At 71.2% G+C, this 19402-nt stretch carries 21 protein-coding genes and 1 tRNA gene; 15 read left to right on the plus strand and 7 right to left on the minus strand.

Features of this window, described 5'->3' with window-relative positions:
- Position 1: 1 nt before the first annotated feature.
- From ACFYY8_RS22765 to ACFYY8_RS22790, 6 genes are all read left to right on the plus strand, one after another.
- The gene (locus ACFYY8_RS22765) at positions 2-1666 is read left to right on the plus strand and encodes an ABC transporter substrate-binding protein (RefSeq protein ID WP_390043928.1); all 1665 of its coding nucleotides are present in this window, start codon (positions 2-4) and stop codon (positions 1664-1666) included.
- A gap of 65 nt (positions 1667-1731) precedes the next feature.
- Positions 1732-2739, plus strand: coding sequence for an ABC transporter permease (locus tag ACFYY8_RS22770; RefSeq protein ID WP_390043930.1), 1008 nt, complete (start codon positions 1732-1734; stop codon positions 2737-2739).
- Positions 2712-3644, plus strand: a complete 933-nt coding sequence (locus ACFYY8_RS22775; protein ID WP_390043932.1) for an ABC transporter permease — start codon at positions 2712-2714, stop codon at positions 3642-3644. Before ACFYY8_RS22770 ends, ACFYY8_RS22775 begins: the two co-directional genes overlap by 28 nt.
- Positions 3645-3649: 5 nt before the next feature.
- A complete protein-coding gene (locus ACFYY8_RS22780) occupies positions 3650-4681 on the plus strand; it encodes an ABC transporter ATP-binding protein (RefSeq protein WP_390043934.1) in 1032 nt (343 codons plus the stop codon).
- Positions 4678-5826: an ABC transporter ATP-binding protein gene (locus tag ACFYY8_RS22785; protein WP_390043936.1), complete on the plus strand. Its 1149-nt coding sequence runs from the start codon at positions 4678-4680 to the stop codon at positions 5824-5826. The genes ACFYY8_RS22780 and ACFYY8_RS22785 overlap by 4 nt, the downstream gene beginning before the upstream one ends.
- Positions 5827-5899: 73 nt before the next feature.
- Positions 5900-7495, plus strand: coding sequence for a PucR family transcriptional regulator (locus ACFYY8_RS22790; RefSeq protein WP_390043938.1), 1596 nt, complete (start codon positions 5900-5902; stop codon positions 7493-7495).
- 238 nt (positions 7496-7733) lie between these two features.
- Here the strand turns inward: ACFYY8_RS22790 and ACFYY8_RS22795 are convergent, their stop codons facing one another.
- Together ACFYY8_RS22795 and ACFYY8_RS22800 are read right to left on the minus strand one after the other, a co-directional pair.
- Positions 7734-8111: a peptidase inhibitor family I36 protein gene (locus ACFYY8_RS22795; RefSeq protein WP_390043940.1), complete on the minus strand. Its 378-nt coding sequence runs from the start codon at positions 8109-8111 to the stop codon at positions 7734-7736.
- 192 nt (positions 8112-8303) lie between these two features.
- A tRNA-Pro gene (locus ACFYY8_RS22800) sits at positions 8304-8380 on the minus strand.
- 99 nt (positions 8381-8479) lie between these two features.
- Here ACFYY8_RS22800 and ACFYY8_RS22805 point away from each other — a divergent pair.
- The 4 genes from ACFYY8_RS22805 to ACFYY8_RS22820 all read left to right on the plus strand — a co-directional run bounded on the left by ACFYY8_RS22805 (position 8480) and on the right by ACFYY8_RS22820 (position 10433).
- Positions 8480-8902 (plus strand): hypothetical protein, encoded by a 423-nt coding sequence (locus ACFYY8_RS22805; protein WP_390043942.1) that lies wholly within the window; start codon positions 8480-8482, stop codon positions 8900-8902.
- Positions 8903-9072: 170 nt separating this feature from the next.
- The gene (locus tag ACFYY8_RS22810; protein WP_390043944.1) at positions 9073-9678 is read left to right on the plus strand and encodes a hypothetical protein; all 606 of its coding nucleotides are present in this window, start codon (positions 9073-9075) and stop codon (positions 9676-9678) included.
- A gap of 6 nt (positions 9679-9684) precedes the next feature.
- A complete protein-coding gene (locus ACFYY8_RS22815) occupies positions 9685-10251 on the plus strand; it encodes a hypothetical protein (protein ID WP_390043946.1) in 567 nt (188 codons plus the stop codon).
- 2 nt (positions 10252-10253) lie between these two features.
- On the plus strand, positions 10254-10433 hold the full coding sequence (locus ACFYY8_RS22820; RefSeq protein WP_390043948.1) for a hypothetical protein: 180 nt from the start codon (positions 10254-10256) through the stop codon (positions 10431-10433).
- Between the two features lie 209 nt (positions 10434-10642).
- Here ACFYY8_RS22820 and ACFYY8_RS22825 read toward each other — a convergent pair whose 3' ends face one another.
- On the minus strand, positions 10643-11098 hold the full coding sequence (locus ACFYY8_RS22825) for an ATP-binding protein (RefSeq protein WP_352011952.1): 456 nt from the start codon (positions 11096-11098) through the stop codon (positions 10643-10645).
- 121 nt (positions 11099-11219) lie between these two features.
- A complete protein-coding gene (locus ACFYY8_RS22830) occupies positions 11220-11996 on the minus strand; it encodes a SigB/SigF/SigG family RNA polymerase sigma factor (RefSeq protein WP_390043950.1) in 777 nt (258 codons plus the stop codon).
- A 191-nt stretch (positions 11997-12187) separates the two neighbouring features.
- Here ACFYY8_RS22830 and ACFYY8_RS22835 point away from each other — a divergent pair, with 191 nt between their 5' ends.
- Positions 12188-12559, plus strand: coding sequence for an STAS domain-containing protein (locus ACFYY8_RS22835; RefSeq protein ID WP_390043952.1), 372 nt, complete (start codon positions 12188-12190; stop codon positions 12557-12559).
- Between the two features lie 29 nt (positions 12560-12588).
- Here ACFYY8_RS22835 and ACFYY8_RS22840 read toward each other — a convergent pair whose 3' ends face one another.
- Entirely contained in the window at positions 12589-13293 is a 705-nt protein-coding gene (locus ACFYY8_RS22840) for an ANTAR domain-containing response regulator (protein ID WP_390043954.1), read from the minus strand.
- A 133-nt stretch (positions 13294-13426) separates the two neighbouring features.
- Here ACFYY8_RS22840 and ACFYY8_RS22845 point away from each other — a divergent pair, with 133 nt between their 5' ends.
- The 3 genes from ACFYY8_RS22845 (at position 13427) to ACFYY8_RS22855 (ending at position 17294) form a co-directional block, all read left to right on the plus strand.
- Complete coding sequence (locus tag ACFYY8_RS22845) at positions 13427-15286, plus strand: SpoIIE family protein phosphatase (protein ID WP_390043956.1); 1860 nt, start codon at positions 13427-13429, stop codon at positions 15284-15286.
- A 148-nt stretch (positions 15287-15434) separates the two neighbouring features.
- Entirely contained in the window at positions 15435-16586 is a 1152-nt protein-coding gene (locus ACFYY8_RS22850) for a glycosyltransferase (RefSeq protein ID WP_390043958.1), read from the plus strand.
- Positions 16587-16676: 90 nt separating this feature from the next.
- Positions 16677-17294, plus strand: coding sequence for an FMN-binding negative transcriptional regulator (locus tag ACFYY8_RS22855; protein WP_390043959.1), 618 nt, complete (start codon positions 16677-16679; stop codon positions 17292-17294).
- A 10-nt stretch (positions 17295-17304) separates the two neighbouring features.
- On the opposite strand, the gene ACFYY8_RS22860 is transcribed toward ACFYY8_RS22855, so the two are convergent.
- Positions 17305-17721: a VOC family protein gene (locus ACFYY8_RS22860; protein ID WP_390043961.1), complete on the minus strand. Its 417-nt coding sequence runs from the start codon at positions 17719-17721 to the stop codon at positions 17305-17307.
- Positions 17722-17778: 57 nt separating this feature from the next.
- On the opposite strand from ACFYY8_RS22860, the gene ACFYY8_RS22865 reads away from it, so the two are divergent.
- Entirely contained in the window at positions 17779-18243 is a 465-nt protein-coding gene (locus ACFYY8_RS22865) for a MarR family winged helix-turn-helix transcriptional regulator (RefSeq protein WP_390043963.1), read from the plus strand.
- Positions 18244-18316: 73 nt separating this feature from the next.
- Here ACFYY8_RS22865 and ACFYY8_RS22870 read toward each other — a convergent pair whose 3' ends face one another.
- On the minus strand, positions 18317-19384 hold the full coding sequence (locus ACFYY8_RS22870; RefSeq protein WP_390043965.1) for a PucR family transcriptional regulator: 1068 nt from the start codon (positions 19382-19384) through the stop codon (positions 18317-18319).
- Positions 19385-19402: the final 18 nt, after the last annotated feature.

The raw sequence follows: 19402 nt of genomic DNA on the forward strand, positions 1-19402 counted from the left end.
AATGAAGTTCAAGAAGACCGGGGTCATCACGGTCGCCGGCGTGATGCTCCTGACATCGTGCTCGTCGGAAGGCGGCGCTCCGGCCAAGGGCACCGGTGACGGATCGGGCTCCAAGGTCCTCGTGTTCGGCGCCGCGGGCGCTCCGTCGCTCTTCGACCCGTTCTACACCTCGGACGGGGAGTCCGCCCGGGTGAACAACCAGATGTTCGAAGGGCTGCTCAGCCTCAAGCCCGGCACGGCCGACCCCGCACCCGGCCTGGCGGTCTCCTGGGAGCAGAGCAAGGACGGAAAGCAGTGGACGTTCCAGCTCCGCGAGGGCGTCAGCTTCCATGACGGCACGGCCTTCGACGCCGCCGCCGTCTGCGCGAACTTCGAACGGTGGTACCGGCAGCCCAAGATCGCGCGCACCTCGGCGGTCAGCCACACCTGGGTGAACGACTTCGGAGGCTTCGAGGGCGACAAGACTCCCTCGCTGTACGCCGGATGCGAGGCGCAGGACAAGTCCAAGGTGGTGCTGAGCCTGACCAATCCGAGCTCGAAGTTCCCCACCATCCTCGCGCACGGCACCTATGCCATGTCGAGCCCGACGGCGATGGAGAAGTACAACGCCAACGGGGTCGAGGCCAAGGGCGAGGGCTTCGCCTTCCCGGAGTACGGCCGCCTGCACCCGACGGGAACCGGCCCGTTCACCTTCGCCTCGTACGACGACTCGACCGGTACGGTCAAGCTCGCCCGCAACGACAAGTACTGGGGCGAGGCGCCGAAGATCGCGGGTGTCGAGTTCCGGACGATCCCGGATGAGACGGCGCGCCGGCAGGAGCTGGAGGCCGGCACCATCCACGCCTACGACCTGCCGGCCCCTCGCGACTGGCAGAGCCTGAAGGACCAGGGTTTCCAGGTCGTCACCCGGCCGCCGTTCAACGTCATGTACCTCGGCCTGAACGCGACCACCGTGCCCGAGCTCAAGGATCTCCGCGTCCGTCAGGCCATCGCCTGGGCGGTCAACAAGCAGCAGATCGTCGACACGCTGCTGCCCGAGGGCTCCGAGACCGTGACGCAGTTCGTCCCCCGCTCCGTCGAGGGCTACGACGACGCCGTCGAGGGCTACCCGTACAACCCGGACAAGGCGCGCGCCCTGCTCGCCGAGGCCGGTGTGCCGAACCTCAAGATCCAGCTGTGGTACCCGACCGAGGTCACGCGCCCGTACATGCCCGAGCCGAAGCGCTTCTTCGATCTGATCAAGGCCGATCTCGAGGCGGTCGGCATCCAGATCGAACCGGTCGCGAAGCCGTGGGCCGGTGGTTACCTCAGCGGTCGTGAGGCGGGCGAGGCTCCGGTCTACCTGCTCGGCACCACGGGCCACTACAACAGCGCCCAGAACTTCCTGGGCATCCTGTTCGGCGCCACCGACAACGCCTTCGACACCGGCCTTCTCGGCTTCGGCCAGGAACTCGTCGACGACCTCAAGGAGGCGGACAGCGAGCCGGATCCGCAGAAGCGCGTCGGCATGTACCTCGAGATCAACCGCAAGATGTCCAAGGACTGGCTGCCGTCGATCCCGATCGCGAGCAGCCCCTCCGCCCTGGTGCTCCACGGCAGCGTGCGCGGCATCGTCACCAGCCCGGTCGGCGGCGAGCCCCTGGCCACGGCCACGTTCGGCGAATAGCTCCACCCGGGGTGCGGGCCGCGCGCAGGCGCGAGCAGGCGCGCGCCCGCACCGATTGGATAGACATGTTCCGGTTCATCCTTCGAAGGACACTCCAGGCGGTCGTGACCTTCGTCGCCCTCACGGCGATCCTGTTCGCCTGGCTGCGCAGTCTCCCCGGCGGACCGCTCGACGCGCTGCTCGGTGAGAACGCCAGCCCGCAGGACCGCGCGAAGCTCGTCGAGTCGCTCGGCCTGGACGCACCGCTGTGGACGCAGTACCTGCGCTACCTGGGGCGGTTCTGGACCGGTGACCTCGGCGTGTCGACGGGCGTCTGGCGCGGCGCGCCGGTCACCGAGGTGCTCCTCACCCGGGCGCCCGCCACGATCGAGCTCGCCCTGTGCGCGCTGATCGTCGGCGCCGTGCTCGGCGTCGCCGCCGGTTACTGGGCGGCGACGAGACGCGGCGTGTTCGACGTCACCTTCCTCGGCTTCTCCGTGCTCGGCCTCGCCGTACCGGTCTTCTTCACCGGGTTCATCCTCAAGTACGTCTTCGCCGTCCGCGCGGGATGGCTGCCGCCGTCAGGACGGGCCGACCTGAGCGGATCCATACCGACGCCGACGGGGCTGACGCTCCTGGACTCGCTGCTCGCCGGGAGCGGGACCGCGTTCGTCGAGAGTCTCCGCTACCTCACGCTGCCGACGATCGCCCTGACGATCATCCCCTTCGCCGTGATCTTCCGGCTGACCCGGGCGTCCGTCGCCGAGACGCTCCAGCAGGACTTCGTCCGCACGGCGAACTCCAAGGGCCTGCGGAACCCGACGATCGCCGGGCGCCATGTGCTGCGCAACTCGCTGCTGCCGGTGATCACGGTGATCGGGCTGCAGGCCGGCGGCCTGTTCGCCGGAGCCGTGCTCACCGAGACCGTCTTCAACTACCGCGGGCTGGGGCAGTCGATGGCGCTGGCCTTCTCCACACGCGACTACGCGGTACTGCAGGCCCTCATCATGATCGCCGCCGTCCTGTACCTGGTCATCAACATCGTCGTCGACATCGCCTACGCGCTGTGCGACCCGAGAGTGAGGACGCCGTGACCACCGCCCCGGCCGTTCCGCGCCGCCGTACCGCGACCGCACGACCGGGCGCGCAGACCCTGAGGCGGCTGCTGCGCCAGCCGGCGTTCCTGATCGGCTCGGTGATCACATTCGTGTTCGTCCTTGTCGCGATCACCGCTCCGGTGCTGGCGCCGCACGACCCGGCCGCCCCGTTGCTGCTCGATCAGGTACGCGCCCAGTCGAACCCCGTTCCGCTCCCGCAGGAGGGGTTCCCGCTGGGCGGGGATCCCGCCGGCCGTGATCTGCTGTCCCGGCTGATCGCCGGGGCCCAGCAGACCCTCATCGTCGGGGTGATGGCGACGCTCGGCGGTTTCGTCGGCGGCATCGCGCTCGGTCTCGTCGCGGGCGTGTTCGCCGGCAAGGTCGACATGCTCGTGATGCGGGCGGTGGACGTGATGCTGGCGATCCCGTCGCTGCTGATGGCCTTCTCGATCGCGGCCCTGTTCGCCCACCCCAGCGAGTGGACCCTGATCCTCACCATCGCGATCGTGCAGGTTCCGGTCTTCGCCCGGCTCATGCGCGGATCGATGCTGGTGCAGCGCGAGACCGACCACGTACTGGCCGCGCGGGCGCTGGGCGTGAAGCCGGGGGCCATCGTGTTCCGGCACATGGTCCCCAACGCGCTCGGGCCGGTGATCGTGCAGGCGACCCTGAGCCTGGCCGTGTCCATCCTCGACGCCGCCGCCCTGTCCTTCCTCGGGCTGGGCAACCCCGACGACGGCCGGCCGGAGTGGGGGCAGATGCTGGGCGGCGCGCAGCAGTACTTCAACTCGTTCCCGCACCTCGCGATCTACCCGGCGCTGTGCATCATCGTCGTCGCCCTGGGCTTCACGCTGATGGGCGAGTCGCTTCGCGAGACCCTCGACCCCCGTACCCGGAGGTGACGGAGATGAACGCGCGTGCACACGGGGCCCGGCCCGGAGCGGATCCGCTGCTGGTGGTCGAAGACCTGTCGGTCACCTTCTCCCGACCCGGCCAGGAGCCCTTCACCGCCGTGGACGGGGTCGGGTTCGAGGTCCGTCCCGGCGAGGTCGTCGGCCTGGTCGGCGAGTCGGGCTGCGGCAAGTCCGTGACCTCGCTCGCCATCATGGGGCTCCTGCCCCGCCGAGGGACCCGCGTCGGCGGCAGGGCGGTCTTCGACGGCGTGGACCTGCTCTCCCTGCCGGATCGGGAGCTGCGCGACCGTCGTGGCACCGACGTGGCGATGATCTTCCAGGACCCGTTGTCCTCGCTGAACCCCGTCGTGCCGCTGGGGGTGCAGGTGACGGAGGTCATCCGGCGCCACCGCCGGATGAACCGGTCCCAGGCGACGCGGCGGGCGCAGGAGATGCTGGAACGCGTCGGCATCCCCGATCCCGCCCGGCGGATGCACGAGTATCCGCACCAGGTCTCCGGCGGCATGCGCCAGCGCGTGCTGATCGCCATCGCCCTGGCCTGCGAACCGCGGCTGCTGATCGCGGACGAGCCGACCACGGCGCTGGACGTCACGATCCAGGCCCAGATCCTCGCGCTCCTGAAGGAGCTCGTCATCGGCTCGGGCACCTCGTTGATCATGATCACCCACGACCTCGGCGTGGTCGCCGGCCTGTGCGACACGGTCAACGTGCTCTACGGCGGACGCATCGTCGAGCGGGCGGACCGCTATTCGCTGTTCGACGCACCCCGGCACCCCTACACCGGGGGGCTGCTGGAGTCCGTGCCGTCGTTGGACGACGGGGAGAATCGGCTGCGCCCAATCCCGGGTTCCGTCGCCGACAACATACCCTGGTCGCAGGGGTGCGCCTTCGCGCCGCGCTGTCGCGTCTCCACCGACCTCTGCTTCCAGGAGGAGCCGGCCTGGTCGGCCGACGGCGAGCGGCGATCTCGCTGCCACCACCCGCTGCCCGATCCGATCATCGTGGCGAAGGAGAAGACTCCATGACGACGGCCGCCGTTCCGGCCCGACCGGACGCCGGGGAACAGCCTCTCCTCGACGTCCGCGGCCTCAAGGTCCACTTCCCGATCCGCCGCGGGACACTCGTCGACCGGACCGTCGGCCACGTCCACGCGGTCGACGGCGTCGACCTGAGGATCATGCGCGGGGAGACCTACGGCCTGGTCGGGGAGTCGGGGTGCGGCAAGTCGACGTTCGGGCGCGCCGTGCTCCAGCTGACCCCCGTGACCTCGGGGGAGATCCGTTTCGGCGGGGTCGACCTGCGGTCGCTGCGCGGTGAGGCGCTGCGCCGCCAGCGTCGCCACATGCAGATGGTCTTCCAGGATCCGCTGGGAAGCCTGGACCCCCGGCAGAGCGTCGAGCAGATGTTCCGTGAGGGGATGGCCGCGCACGGGCTGGCGAAGGGAGACGTCTCCGGGCGCCTTGACGAGCTGCTCGACTCGGTGGGGCTGCCGCGGACGGCGCTGCACAAGTACCCGCACGAGTTCTCCGGAGGGCAGCGTCAGCGCATCGGCATCGCCCGGGCGCTCTCGGTCGAGCCGCAGCTGATCGTCGCGGACGAGCCTGTCAGCGCCCTGGACGTGTCGGTCCAGGCGCAGGTCATCAACCTTCTTGAGGACGTCCAGGCGGCGTACGGACTGACCTACCTGATCATCGCGCACGACCTCGCCGTGATCCGGCACGTGAGCGACCGGATCGGGGTGATGTACCTCGGCGGGATGGTGGAGGAGGCGCCCACCGCGGAGCTGTTCGCCGAGCCGCTGCACCCCTACACGCGGGCGCTGCTCTCCGCCGTGCCGCAGCCCGACCCCCGGTACGAGGACTCTCGCGAGCAGATCCTGCTCCACGGTGACCTGCCCAGCCCGGCGGACCCGCCGCCCGGATGCCGGTTCAGCACCCGTTGCCCGTGGAAGCAGCAGACCCGCTGCGACACCGAGCGCCCGCGGCTGCGGACCATCGGGGTTCCGGGGACGACCGCCGCCCACCGGGTCGCCTGCCACTGGGCGGAGGGCATCCACGACGGTGCGATCCGGCCGACGCGGTCGACCCGCGTCGACGCGGCCCTGTCCGCCGGTGTGGCCGCGTCGTCGAGATCGGCGTCCGGCACCCCGCCTGCGACCGGCGGGAGCTGATCTCCGTGCCGGCGACCCGGGTCGGAACAGGGCGGAGGGCTCCCGGAAGGGCTCTCCGGCGGAAGGGGGCGGAGTGAACGGCGTCCTCACGCAGCACCTCCACGAACTCGTGCATTCTCTCGGCGCGTCGCTGGACGTGCCGGTCGAGGTCACCGATGTGCAGTTGAACCGGATCGCCCGGTCGATGCCGAGTTCCTCCGCGGACGAGCACCTCGCCGAGGCCGTGTCGCCCCGGCATCTCGGGCTGAGCGCGCGCTCCGTGGCCCTGATCTCCGAGCCCGCCTACATCGGCGGGAGCGCCGACCTCGGGACGCCCCTGATGCTGGTGATCCCGGTGCGATCACCTGGTTCGGCGCCGTCGCTGCTGCTCTGGATCACCTGCGCGAGAGGGCCGCTGTCTCCCGAGCGGATCGAGAGCGTGGGACGGATCGCGGAGGCCACCGTCTGCTCGCTGGAGGCGGCCGGGCTGCTCGTGTCTCCCGAATGGGCGGACGACCACGTCGGCCGTGCCTTCGCCTCGGGGGATCTGGACGGGCTGGACTCGCTGCTGGGCCAGGCCATCGGCGGCGGAAGGCTGCTGCACGACGGAACCTTCGTCTGCCTCGCGCTCTCGATGCCCGCGGCGCTTGCCCCGGACGCGTCGGGATCGGCGGCGCAGCGACGGCTGACCGCCGTCATGAACCGCTTCGCCGAGGACCATCTCCGCGACCGGTGTCTCATCGCGTTCAGCGGCTCCGTCAGCTTCGCGCTGCTGGCACCTCACCCGCGCGACGTCCAGACGACCCTGCCGGGACGGCTCGCGACGAAGACCGTCGACCTGATCTTCCGGTCCCGGCGCAACGGCGCCGACCTCCCGTGGCTCGTCGCCGTCAGCACGATCGTGGCCGATCGCGCGAGCGTCGCCGTCTGGCAGGCCAGGCAGAGCCTGGACCTGGCCGAGGGCATGGGCTGGAAGCACCAGGTCGTCCACTGGGAGAGAACCGCGCACATGCGCGGGCTCGCCGCGGTGCCCACGGACGTCCTCATGTGCCACTTCATCAGCCCGTCCCTGCGGCGGCTTCTCGAAGACGAGTCGGCGGAGGACCTCGTCCGGACCCTCAGAGCGTTTCTGACCACGGCGGGGAACGTCAAGCAGGTCGCCGCGGACCTGTATCTCCACCGTGCGACCGTCTACCACCGGATCAGAAGGGTCGAGACGAGGCTGGGGGTGGACCTGTTCAGCGGCGCGGGCCGTCTGGAGGTCCACGCCGGTCTTCTCGCCGCGGAGATCGTCGCGAGCCGGACGACGGCCGGACGAGAGCCACCCGGCCGCCCCGCCCCGAGGCCGAGCCCCTCCCCTCCCGCCTCGGCACGTGCGGGATCGTACGGTGTGCCCGCCCGGCCGGGCGGTACGCCGGAGGGCGAACCGGCGGGCGAGGACGAACACGAGCGGCTCTCAGACTGCGGCCCCGGCGGCTCCGGCGGCTCCGGCGTTCCGCGTGCCGACGGCCATGGCGAGGCGGCGCAGGCCGACGCCGGCCCCGTCCGCGTGGATCGCGCCGTGTGCCAGCCGGTTCGCCCGCAGTCGGCCCGGGACCCGCAACGTCGCGCGGTTCTCCACGAGCGCGGTGCCGTGGACGCCGGGCGCCTTCGGGCATCCGACCCCCGGTCGATCCATCGGACGACGTAGCCGGGGACCGCATCGGTTGCCCACGAGGATGATCCGGCGGGCTCGGCGGCGAGCATCTCCCCGTCCCGTGCGGCGCCCTCGACTCGGCAGGAAAATGGAGCCGACGCGGACGGCGATCCCCTTCGGACGCCACCCCTCCCCTGCCTTTGCGAGTACGGCGCCTGCGAGTACGGCGCCGCAGACCCGTCGGCATCGGCCGGGAGTCTGCGGCGCCGCGAATCCAGGTGAGGCGGGTTTGTTACTGGGCGCAGTTGCCGGGCTTGGCGGAGTAGGCGTCGAAGCCGAAGTCCTCGACCTTCTCGAAGGGGGAGACCTCGCGCCGGTCGCCTCCGAAGCCGCGCTCGGAGTAGAAACACCAGGTGTCCGGGGTGTTGTTGGCCGCGCTGCGCAGGGGCGGAACGATGACGGCGCGGGCGCCGGTGAACAGGACGCGCTGGCCTATGCCGCCAGGCTGGGCGAAGCCGCAGACCGCGAGGATCAGCGGACAGACGAATCCGTCCCGGGCGGCGGGGGCCTGAGTGGTGGGGGCCGTCGCGGCGGACGCGGGCATGGCCAGTCCGGTGCTGACGGTGACGGCGGCGGCCGTGAGCGCCGCCCATCGGGTGAACCTGTTCATGGTCACTCCTTGCTGGGGGGTGTCGGCGGGATGCAGACGCCCCCTTAATAGCAACGAGTAGCCGTTCGACAGCAGACAGTGAACACTGTTGTGTCCTCCGGGCCAGCCCCCGGTTGGTACCTCAATTAGTGCCTCAGTACGCGAAAAGGGTGCCTCCCGTGTGAGAGACACCCTCGCTGACCAGTGGAAACCTGGTCGGGACGACAGGATTTGAACCTGCGACCCCTTGACCCCCAGTCAAGTGCGCTACCAAGCTGCGCTACGTCCCGGTTTGTCGGCCCTGCGGGCTGAACATCAGGTAGCTTACCTGAGATCAGACGGGATCGCGCACTCAAAGCGAGCGTGGACGGGTGAGGGGCTGACTACGGGTGGGGCGGAAGGCGCTGATCGACCATGAGGAACTGCGGCGGCTGGCCGGGCGGGGGTTGTCCAACGCGGAGCTCGCGGCCCACTTCGGGGTGAGCGAATCGGGGGTCCTGCAGGCCAAACGGGCCGCGGGCCTGTCGAAGCCGATGCTCGACCACTCGCGGGCCATCCCGTGGAAGCTGGAGCGCGCGCACGGCCAGTCCGGGCCCGCGACGAACCTGCGCAACCTCTCGTCGATCGCGCAGGGGCGCGCGATCCCCGCGGAGAAGCGCAACACGGCGCTGCGCTGGGCGGACCGGCTGGTCGCGGCGGGGCTGGACGTCGATTACGACCCGGAGACGGGCTTCACCGAGGTGCCCGCGCCCCCGGAGGGCTCGCTCGTCGGGCGGCTCGCCACCGAGGCACGCGCGGCCCTCGACGCCTGACGACGCCCGGATCACCGCTCTCTCGCAACCGGCACGGAACACTCTTACCTGCCCGATAAATCCATATAAAACGTGTTTTCTGCGGCGAATCACAAACGACCGTGGCCGGTTTTGGCGTGAATCCCTGGGGCAGCGCACGGGGACAGACGCTTACACAACCGGAGGCAGACATGTCCACCGTGATCTGGGTGGTCGTGATCGTGGTCGCGGTGGTGGCGGTCATCGCAGTCGGCTTCGCCGTACTGCAGCAGCGGCGCCGGCACCGACTTCGTGATCGATTCGGCCCCGAATACGACAGAACCGTACGGGAGCGCGACAACCGGCGCGAGGCCGAGCAGGAGCTTCTGGCGCGTGAGCAGCGTTTCAGCGGCCTTGAGATCCGCCCGCTCGCCCCTCAGGCCCGCGACGGTTACGCCAGGAAGTGGATGGAGGTCCAGGAGCGCTTCGTCGACGCCCCCGGATTCGCCGTGACCGAGGCCGACCATCTGGTGACCTCTGTGATGGCGGAGCGGGGATACCCGACCGAGGACTTCGAGCAGCGGCTGTCCGACCTGTCGGTCGCGCACGGCCGTACCCTCGACCACTACCGGCAGGCCCACGCGATCAGCGGCAGGGCCGCGCACCAGGAGGCCTCGACCGAGGAGCTCAGGCAGGCGATGGTGCACTACCGCGTCCTGTTCGAGGAGCTGCTCGAAACCCCCGGCGGCGGTTCGACGCGACCGGCCGTGCGGACTCCCCAGGACCAGACCGCCCGACGCGACGTGCGAGGACAGTGATCTGAGATGAAGAACCGACCAGGAAACGACCAGGACCGTCTCGTCCACGGAGGCGCCGGTGAGACGGCGGGTGTCCCCTCCCAGCGCGCCGAGGAGGTGACCTCCGTGTTCCGGGCGCCCGAAGGACTCCCCGGCGCGGACGGCCGTCCCCTCACCGATGACACGTCCGACCCGGCCCACCCGGCCGATCTCTCGCCGGAGGCCGGACCCCCGGCCTCGGAGACGCCCCGGGCCCGGGCCGAAGGGGCGGCGCGGGAAGGCGCGCTGCTCGACCAGGACCCCGACGAGGTACGGCGTCGCTGGCAGGAGGTTCAGGCGGGCTTCGTCGACGACCCTCGCGACTCGGTCGAGCGTGCCGACTCCCTCGTCGCCGAGGTCGGCGACCGCCTGCGCGCCGCGCTGGAGGCCCGCTCCGCCGGCCTGCGGGAACGCTGGAAGAACGCCGAGGGGGCGCGGGGGAACGACACCGAGGACCTGCGCACCGCCCTGCGTGACTACCGCGCGCTGCTCGACCGGCTGCTCGACATGTCGTCTGCGGGAAGCCCCGAAGGCCTGCCCGCTGGGAGGAGGTGACCATGTTGGCGATCGCCGCCGCCGTCGTCTTCGGTCTCGGCCTGCTGCTCGACCTGATCAACACCAGGATCGGCGGCGTCACCGGCACCACGTTCATCCTTGGCGGCCTGCTGCTTCTCGCGCTCCATCAGGGCGGGGTGGGAACGGCGGGTGGAGGTGGAACCTGGCGCCGCAGGCGCTGACCCGCGTTCCCGAGCCCGTGGCCCCGGTCGTCCGGGGTCACGGGCTCGGGCCTGTTCCCCCTGCCGGACCCGCACACGGTCGCGCGGGTGAACGGCCTCCTCGGGGCTCTCGAAGCCGGCGCCGTCCCGGGGCGGCCCCCTGAACGGACAGGGCGGGGATCGGAGCGCGGACGGAGTCAGCCCTGAACGGGCGCGGCCGGAAAGCCGCCTCAGACCTTGAAGGACATCGTGATGAACGTGCCCGCGGCCCCGGTCTCGAACTTGATGTCGGAGCTGACCATCCGGGCCACCCACAGACCCATGCCGCTGGTGGCGTAGGGGGCGGGGGCCGTCTCACCGGGGGGTGTCTCGGGGGTCCACCGCCCCTCGTCGTGCACCTCGACGACGAGGGTGCGGCCCGTGGACCATATCCGCATCACGGCCTTGGCGGTGGGGTGGCCGTGTGTGACGGCGTTGGTGGCCACCTCGTTCACCGCCACGAGGAAGTCGGCCAGTCTCTCCCGGGCCATCCCGCCCTGTACGGCCTGCACGGCGGCGAAGTCCCGAACGTCGGGCAGGTCGGGCAGGCAGAAGGCCAGTTCCGCCACGGGGGCTCCGGCGGGGGGAAGCCGGGAACGGTCGCCGCTCGCCAGAAAGCGAGCCGGACGAACACCGTCCTCGTTCACGCGAGATCCGCCTCCCCTGTCCCACCGCGCCGTCTTTCTCAGCACCTGGGGATCATTTCAACCGCACCCTATGCCACATCGCTCCGTCGCCGATTTGGGTGCCCGGTGAGGGCCGGTGTATTCAGCATTCGGCGACCAGGTCGGCGCGGAGCCGGTCCAGGACCTTCCGCAGGATACGGGAAACGTGCATCTGGGAGATTCCGAACTCGGCCGCGATCTCCGCCTGGGTCATGTTCCCGAAGAAGCGCAGCAGCAGGATGTTCTTCTCCCGCTGCGGCAGCTTGTCGATCAGCGGCATGACCGCCTCGCGGTCGACGAGCATGCCCACGGCGTCGTCCTGGTCGGGGATGACGTCACCGAGCGCGGCGGCGTCGTCGTCCGCCCCGAGCGGCGCGTCCAGCGACAGCGCGCTGTAGGCGGCGGAGGCGTCCAGGGTGAGCAGGACGTCCTCCTCGGAGATGTTCATCTTCGCCGCGAGCTCGGCGACCGTCGGAGAACGGCCGAGGTCCTGGCTGAGGTCGGCGACCAGCCGGTTCAGCTCGGCCCTGCGCTCCTGGTAGACGCGCGGCACCCGGATCGCCCAGGTGCGGTCGCGGAAGTGACGCTTGACCTCGCCGGTCATCGTGACCACCGCGTAGCCGCGGAAGGCGTGGCCGAGGGTGGGGTCGAATCCGTTGATCGCCTTCATCAGTCCGACGTAGGCGGCCTGCAGAAGGTCTTCGAGCGGTTCGCCGCGGTAGCGGTAGCGGCGGGCGATCTCCATGGCGAGCGGCCGGTGCATCTCGACGAGGCGTTCGCGCAGCCGCTCGGCGCGGTAGCCGGAGACCTCGGGAAGCGCCATTTCGGCGAGGAGATCCTCGGCGGTCATCTCGGTGATTTCGAGGGCCTGGACAGACATCGCTGCTCCCTGGTGGGACTGTCGAGCGACGCCACACGCGGAACAGCGTCCGGGCAGACGGCATCGCCTCGACGTTTCTCAAGGCGAGGCCCTCTGCTGGACCTCGGTTCTAGTATTACCCCGATTCCGGGAGTATTGCTCGCCCGCAGGTAACAGTAAGGTTGCTAAACGAACGGGCTAGGAGGACCTGAGTGACGGTGTCGGAGAACGGTGAGAGAGCGGTGGCGCTGACCCTGACGTCGGCGCTTGTCGGCGGAATCAACGTGATCCGGGTGACCGGCCTGCTCGACGCGACGACCAGGGACCAGTTCGCCGACTACCTGGCCGCCGAGGTGAGCGAGCACGGCCCCGAGATGGCGCTGGATCTGAGTGGGGTGACCTTCATGGACTCCCGCGCCCTCGGCCTGATCGTCCATCACTGGCAGCTCAGCACGAACGCCGAGGTCAGGTTCGCGCTCATCGGCGTCGAGTACGCCAAGACCAAGGTGATGTGGATCACCGGGCTGGCCCAGCGGCTGCCGCTCTACGACACGGTCGAAGACGCGCTGGCCGCGTTCGGCTGAGGTTTCCCGCCTTCGCGGGCCCTACGGCCTCACGGGGAGTGCTGGTTGCGCTGGTGCTCCTCGACCAGCAGCCTGGCCAGGTCGGCCACCTTCACCTGGTGGTGCTGGGAGATCCTGCGCAGCTCGTCGAAGGCGGCCTCGGCCGAGCAGCCGCTGGACTTCATGATGATGCCCTTGGCCTGGTCGATGACCGCCCGGCCCGCCAGCGCCTCCTGCATCTGCGCCGCGTCGGTCCTGACCTCGTCGTAGTCCCACATGTTGGCCAGAGCCACGGTCACCTGCTCGGCGAGCATGTCCGCCAGCGGGGGGACGTTCCTGGCCGCGAACACCCCGGGGAGCACGCCGTACAGGCCGAGGACCAGGACGGAGCGCTCGACGGTGATCGGCATGGACAGCACGGTGCGGACGCCGCAGCGGACCGCCATCCCGGCGTAGGCGGGCCAGCGGGAGTCGCGCAGCACGTCCTGGACGATCACCGGGCGGCCGGTCTCGCGGACCTCCGCGGAGGGCCCCTCCCCCAGGTCGGCCTCGCTGTCGACCAGCAGGATGAGCTCGCTGTGCGAGGCGGAGACGACCACGCGTTCCCCCCGCCACAGCTCGGCTGAGCCGCCCGCGCATCCGGGGACCCCGCCCGCGAGCGTGGTGGTCAGCCCGCGCAGCACGCTCTCACTCGACGTCTCCTCGCTGACCCTGCCGAGGGCGGCGAGGTCACGGGCGAGAATGGGAGTGACCATGTCCATGGTGCGGGTCCCCCTATCTGTTTCGCTAACTTAATCACTATCCGACCGCGCATCGATCCGACCCCGCCGGGTGACGTACCGTCTACGACGGGGCCGCCCGGTCCCCGGCCGCCGACGAGGACGAGCATTGACCGACGCCATTGGCCTCAACACGCTGGAGCAGGCGCTGAGCGCGCTCGCCTCCAGGGTTTCCTCCCTGCGCGAAGCTAGGTCCGCCTACCCCGCCGACCCCCGGTCCACACTCGACGCGGCCCTGGCGGAGCTCGACACCGCCCGTGAGCTGCTGGAGTCGGCCCTGCGCGAGCTGCGTAAGGCCCCCAGGCGCTCCGGCGACCGGGAGAGCGGCTCGCAGCGGGAGCTCAAACTGCTGCGGCAGGTCTTCCGCGCCTTTCCGGTGCCGGTCGTGGTGCTCGACGCCTCGGGGGTGGTCAGGCGGATCAGCGCGGAGACCTCACGGATGCTGGGCAGCCCGGCGGGCTACCTGATCGGCCGGCCCTTCCCGCTGCTGGTCGACGTCTCGCGGCGGGCGGCCTTCCGCTCGCACCTGACGGCCGTGCAGCAGGGAGGGCAGAGCGCGACGTTCCAGACCCGGCTGACCCACCAGGGCCGCGCGCACACGGTGCAGCTGGCGGTCATCCGGCTGACCATGCCCGGTGAGCCGCAGGAGATGACCGCGGTCGTGATCCTGCCGCTGGAGGCGCACATCGCGGGCGATCCCCCGGGGCCGGTCGACCGTTCGGACGCGTCCCTGGTCATGGCCGCCGCGCGCCGCCAGGAGCTGCTGGCCAGGATGACCCGCCTGCTGCTCGACGAGGAGAGCCTGCGCCAGCCGGTGACCGTCACCAGGGCGGCACGGCTGCTGGCCGCGGAGACCGCCGACTGGGTGATCGCCGACGTGGTCCGTGACGGGGTGCCCAGGCGCGCGGTCGTGCTGGGGCCGAGCGACAAGCCGGTGACCGAGCTGGTCCGTCTCGTCGAGGGGCTGACGCCGCTGACCGCGCCCGCCGTGGCCCACGTGCTGACGGGGGGCTCGGGCGTGGTCCACGAGATGCTTGAGGACGAGTCCCTGCTCGGCGAGGTCCCCGGCGGACCGCCGCTGCTGCGGGTCATGGGCGCGGCCTCGCTGCTGGTCGTGCCGATCCAGGGCGAGGCGGGCGCGCTGGGCGCCCTCACCCTGGTACGGCTGCGCGACCGCGAGCCGTTCTCCCTGGCCGACCTGGGGCTGATGGAGGAGATCGGCGCTCACCTGGGGCTCGCGCTGCGCGCCAGGCGCAGTTTCCAGACCCGTTCCCAGGCGGCCGACGCGCTGCGCACCAGCGTGGTGCCCAGGAGCCTGCCGGACATCCCGGGAGTCGAGGCGGCGGCGATCTACCACGCGGGGTCGAGCCCGGTCGGCGCCGAGTTCTACGACGTCTTCCCGGTGCGGGACGGGTGGGGCTTCGCGCTCGGGGGAGCCGCGGGCAAGGGTGAGGAGGCCGCCTCCGTCACCGCCATGGTGCGCAACGGGCTGCGGGTGCTGAGCGTGTGGGAGTCCGATCCCGTCGAGGCCATGCGCAGGCTGAACCACGCGCTGGTCGCGCAGAACAGCGGGATGTTCGTGATGGCCGTCGCGGGGTTCGTCAGGGCCCGCAGGATCATGCTGGCCGGGGCCGGGCACCACCCGGCGGCGTTGCTCCAGGCGGACGGCGGGGTGCGTTTCACCGCGGGGGGCGGCGTGCCGCTCGGCATCGCCCCCGAGGCGGAGATCCTCACCGAGGAGATCACGCTGACCTCGGGCCAGACCCTGGTGTTCTACTCCGACGGGCTGGTCGCCTCGCAGAACGACCAGGGGGAGGCCTACGGCGAGACCCGTCTGGCGGACGTGCTGGCGCGCTGCGCGGGTCAGGCGCCCGCGACCGTGGTCAAGGCGGTCGAGGAGGACCGGCACGCCTTCTCCGGCGGCCGGGTGTGGGACGAGATCGTGATCCTCGCGCTGCGCGTCGTATGACAACCCCATGGAATTCAGGGCAATTCAGAGGTTTGCCCGAGTCTGGGAGTTGGGTATGGTGATGGGCGTCGCAGATGAGTGCCTAAGAAGCAGGCACCCCTGAAGGATTCCAGGCTTTTCCATGCCTATCTCCTCCCAGAGGTGTGCCGTGAACATCGCATTCGTCTCCTCGGACACTCCCTCCGCCCCCCAGGGCAAGGACGACCTCGCCTCGCAGCGGGCCTACCTGATGGCCGTCGCCCGTGAGCTCGGCCGCGAGCACAAGGTCACGATCTACACCCGCAGGCACTCCGACGCCGACAGGCCGAAGGTCCGCCTCTCCCCCGGCGTCACGCTGGAGTACCTCCCCGCGGGTCCCGCGCAGGACCTCCCCGAGGACGGCCTGCTGCCCTACCTGTCCGACCTGGGCGAGCAGCTCATGCGGCGCTGGGGCCAGGACCGTCCCGACGTCATCCACGCGCACTCCTGGACCGGCGGGCTGGCAGCCATCGCCGGGGCCAGCGGCCTCGGCGTGCCGTTCACCCAGACCTTCGGCGGCGAGGACGGCCAGGACGCCAGGAAGGTCAAGCTGCGGCGGGCGATCGGCCGCCGGGCGAGCGCGGTGATCGCCGGATGCGGCGACGAGGAGTCAACGCTGATCCGCATGGGCGTGCCGCGCCGCAACATCGCGGTGATCCCCTGCGGCGTCGACGTCGAGCGCTTCCGGCGCCAGGGCCCGGCGGCGGCCAGGGGCACCCGGCCCCGGCTGCTGCACGTCGGGCCGCTGAGCCCGTACAAGGGCGTGCACACCGCGGTGCGCGCGCTGGCGGGGATCCCCGACGCCGAGCTGGTCGTCGCGGGCGGGTCCGCCGCCGGCGATCTGGAGCACGACGCCGACGCGCACCGGGTGATGCTGCTGGCCAAGGAGGTCGGCGTCGAGGACCGTGTCACCCTGCTGGGCCAGGTGCCGCACTCCTCGATCCCCAAGCTGATGCGCAGCGCCGACGTGGTCGTCTCGCTGCCCCGGGAGGCACCGTCCGGGGTCGTGGCGATCGAGGCCATGGCCTGCGGCGTCCCGGTCGTCGCCTCCGCGGTCGGCGCCCACCTGGACTCGGTCGTGGACGGGGTGACCGGGTTGCTGGTGCCCGCCGACCGGCCCGCGCAGGTCGCCCGCCTCACCCGTGAGCTGCTCGCCGACTCGACCCGCCGCACCGCGATCGGCTTCGCGGGGGCGGACCGGGCGCGTTCGCGTTACTCCTGGGAGCGGATCGGCCAGGAGCTGGTCCAGGTCTACGAGAACGCGATGGCCGTCCAGCGCTGAGACCGCCGCACGACACGGGCCGGGACCTCCGGAGGGGGAGGGTCCCGGCCCTTCTTGCCCCGCCCATTGGATAGGCATACGTTTATCCGCATGTTGATTCATCCATGGGACGCGGCGACCGAGGACGAGGCGCTGGAGTTCGTCAGGGCCAACGAGTTCGGCCATCTGATCGCCGCCGGGCGGGGGCGTGAGGTCCCGGTGGTCGTGCCGACCCAGTTCCTGCTCACCGGCGAACGCACGGTCCTGCTCCATCTGGCCAGGCCCAACCCGATCTGGGCCGCCGTCGAGGAGAACCCCGCCGTGGTGCTCTCCGTCGCCGGCGACTGGGTCTACGTCCCCGGAGCGTGGAAGGTCCTGCCCGAGGACGGGGAGGATCCCCGCATGGGCATCCCCACCACCTACTACGCCGCCGTCCAGCTCGTCTGCGACGCGGAGATCGTCTCCGGCGCGGAGGAGAAGACGGAGATCCTCAGGGCCCAGCTCGCCCGCCTCGAGGCGGACGGCGCGCTCGTGGACCCGTCCGTGCACGGGCGGCGCCTCAGGGGCATCCTCGGCCTGCGGCTGAGGATCAGGGAGATCAGCGGCAAGTTCAAGTACGGCGGCAACGTGGACGAGCCGCACCGCCGCCACGTCGCGGAGCGGCTGGCCGAGCGGGGCGGCCCCGGTGACACCCCCGCCCGCACCCGCCTCCTGCGCGGACTCGGGTGACCCTCTCCGGTCAGTACGACTGGAGCTCGACCAGGTTGCCCCCGGGGTCTCGCAGGTGGGCGGCGCGCAGTGTCGGCCCCCAGCCGGGACGGGCGCGCGCGGCCGCCACGAGGGTGCCGCCGTGGCGCTCACAGGTCTCGGCGGCGGCCTCCAGGACGCCCTCGCCTGCGGGCACGCGCAGCACCAGGACCGTCACGTCCTGGCCCGGTGAGCGCGGCGCGGGGGCGGGGGCGCCGACGTCGGCCGCCATCGCCGCGCGGTCGTACAGGGAAAGGAGGGTCTGCCCGTCCAGGTCCCAGCTGGCGTAGGGACCCTCCTCGGCGCCCCTGGCCGGGGCCGCCCCGGCGACCTCCTCAAGAAGGCCCCGGTAGAAGCGGAAGGTTCGGGGGAAGTCATCCACGAGCAGTCGCGGATGGAGTGCGTCCATGGCCGTGCCTCATTCGTTGGTAACCACCAATGATTGGAACTATCCTACGGTATGGGCATGACAGTTCCACCCTTCTCCCAGAGCCTCCTGGAGCAGGACGTCTTCGTCCTGTCCAACCTCGCCCTGGCCGTGCGCAGACGCCTGACGGAACGGTTCGCCGAACTGGGCCTGAACCGCTGGGACGTGGCCGTGCTCGCGGTCCTGACCGACCACGGCCCCATCGTGCAGCGGGCCGCGGGCACCCTTCTGGGCGTCGATCCCAGCGACATGGTGGACATGGCCGAGCGGCTCGTGGCGGCCGGATGGGCCGGGCGGGAACGCGACCCCTCCGACCGCCGCCGCTACCTGCTCACCGTGACGCCCGAGGGGCGGGAGGTGTTCGAACGCGCCCGCCGGGAGGAACTGCGGGTGCGCGAGGCCCTGCTGGCACCGCTCGGCGAGGAGGACCGGGAGCGGTGGAGCTCACTGCTGCGCCTGCTCCACGGCCACCTGCGCTCGGGCTCCCTCGACGCCCTCCTGTGAGCGGGGCCCGGCCCGGTACCGGGGTGACCGTCCAGGTCCCGGTCCGGCGCCCTCCTGGGAGCGGGGCCCGGGGTCAGAGCAGGTGGGCGGCCTTGAGGGCGAGGTGGACCAGCAGCCGTTCCTGCCCGTCGGCCAGGTCACGGCCCATGAGCCGCTCGGCCTTGCCGAGGCGGTAGTAGAGCGTCTGGCGGTGCACGCCGAGCGCGGCGGCGGACTCCTGGACGTGACCGGCCCGATCGAGGTACCCCTCGACGGTCCTGGCCGCGTCCGGATCGCCGAGCAGCTCGGTGACCTCCTCCGCCAGCTCCCCCAGGTCGGCCCGGGACAGGCGGGTGAGCATCCGGTAGACGCCCAGCCCGGACCAGGCCGCGACCGGGGCGAACTCGGGCACCCGCCCCGCGACCCTGAGCGCCCGTACGGCCTCCTGCCAGCTCCGCCAGGCCTGGGCCGGGTCCTCCCGCGAACCGCCCACCCCGGCGGCCGTGCCGTACATGCCCTGGACCCTCGACGCCAGCTCGATCGCCTGCCCCGAGGGGACGAGCAGGGCGGCGGCGGGCTCCCCCGAGGTGAGCGGCCCCGGGTCGGCGAGCACGGTCCTCGGCAGCGTCCAGAGGGCGGCCACCCTGTCGGGCGAGGTCCTGACCGCGACCGCCGTCACCGGGCCCGTCACGTCGAGCCGTGCCAGCGCCTGCGCGCGCTCCTCGGCGTCGGAGGAGAACAGCTCCCGCAGGCTCCTGCCCAGGTGCTGACGGCGGCGGGCGTCCTGGGCGAGCGTGGCGGCGGCCTGGGCCACGAGGCCGGAGATCGAGGCGAGCGTGCCGTCGTCGAGGGTGCCGTCGTCGAGCAGCCACAGGTAGCCGTAGGTCACGCCGTGGTAGCGCAGCGGCACGCAGACCCTGGCCAGCACGCCGAGCTCGGCGTCGGCGGGGATGCGCACCGGCCCCTTCGCACCCGCGATGCCGTACCCCTCGAAATAGGCCCGTACCTCCGGCGTCGCGCGGCGGCGCAGGATCGACTCCTGACGGACCGTGTCGATGTCACCGCTCTGCGCGGCGTAGGCGAGAAGCTGCAACGAGCGGTCCTCAATGGTGGCCGAGGCCCCGACCCGGTCGGCGATGTCGTCGACTGTCTCCTGTAGCACTCCCCCATTGTTGTACAT

The organism is Streptosporangium sp. NPDC001559 (genome assembly GCF_042893955.1).
Classification (GTDB): Bacteria; Actinomycetota; Actinomycetes; order Streptosporangiales; family Streptosporangiaceae; genus Streptosporangium.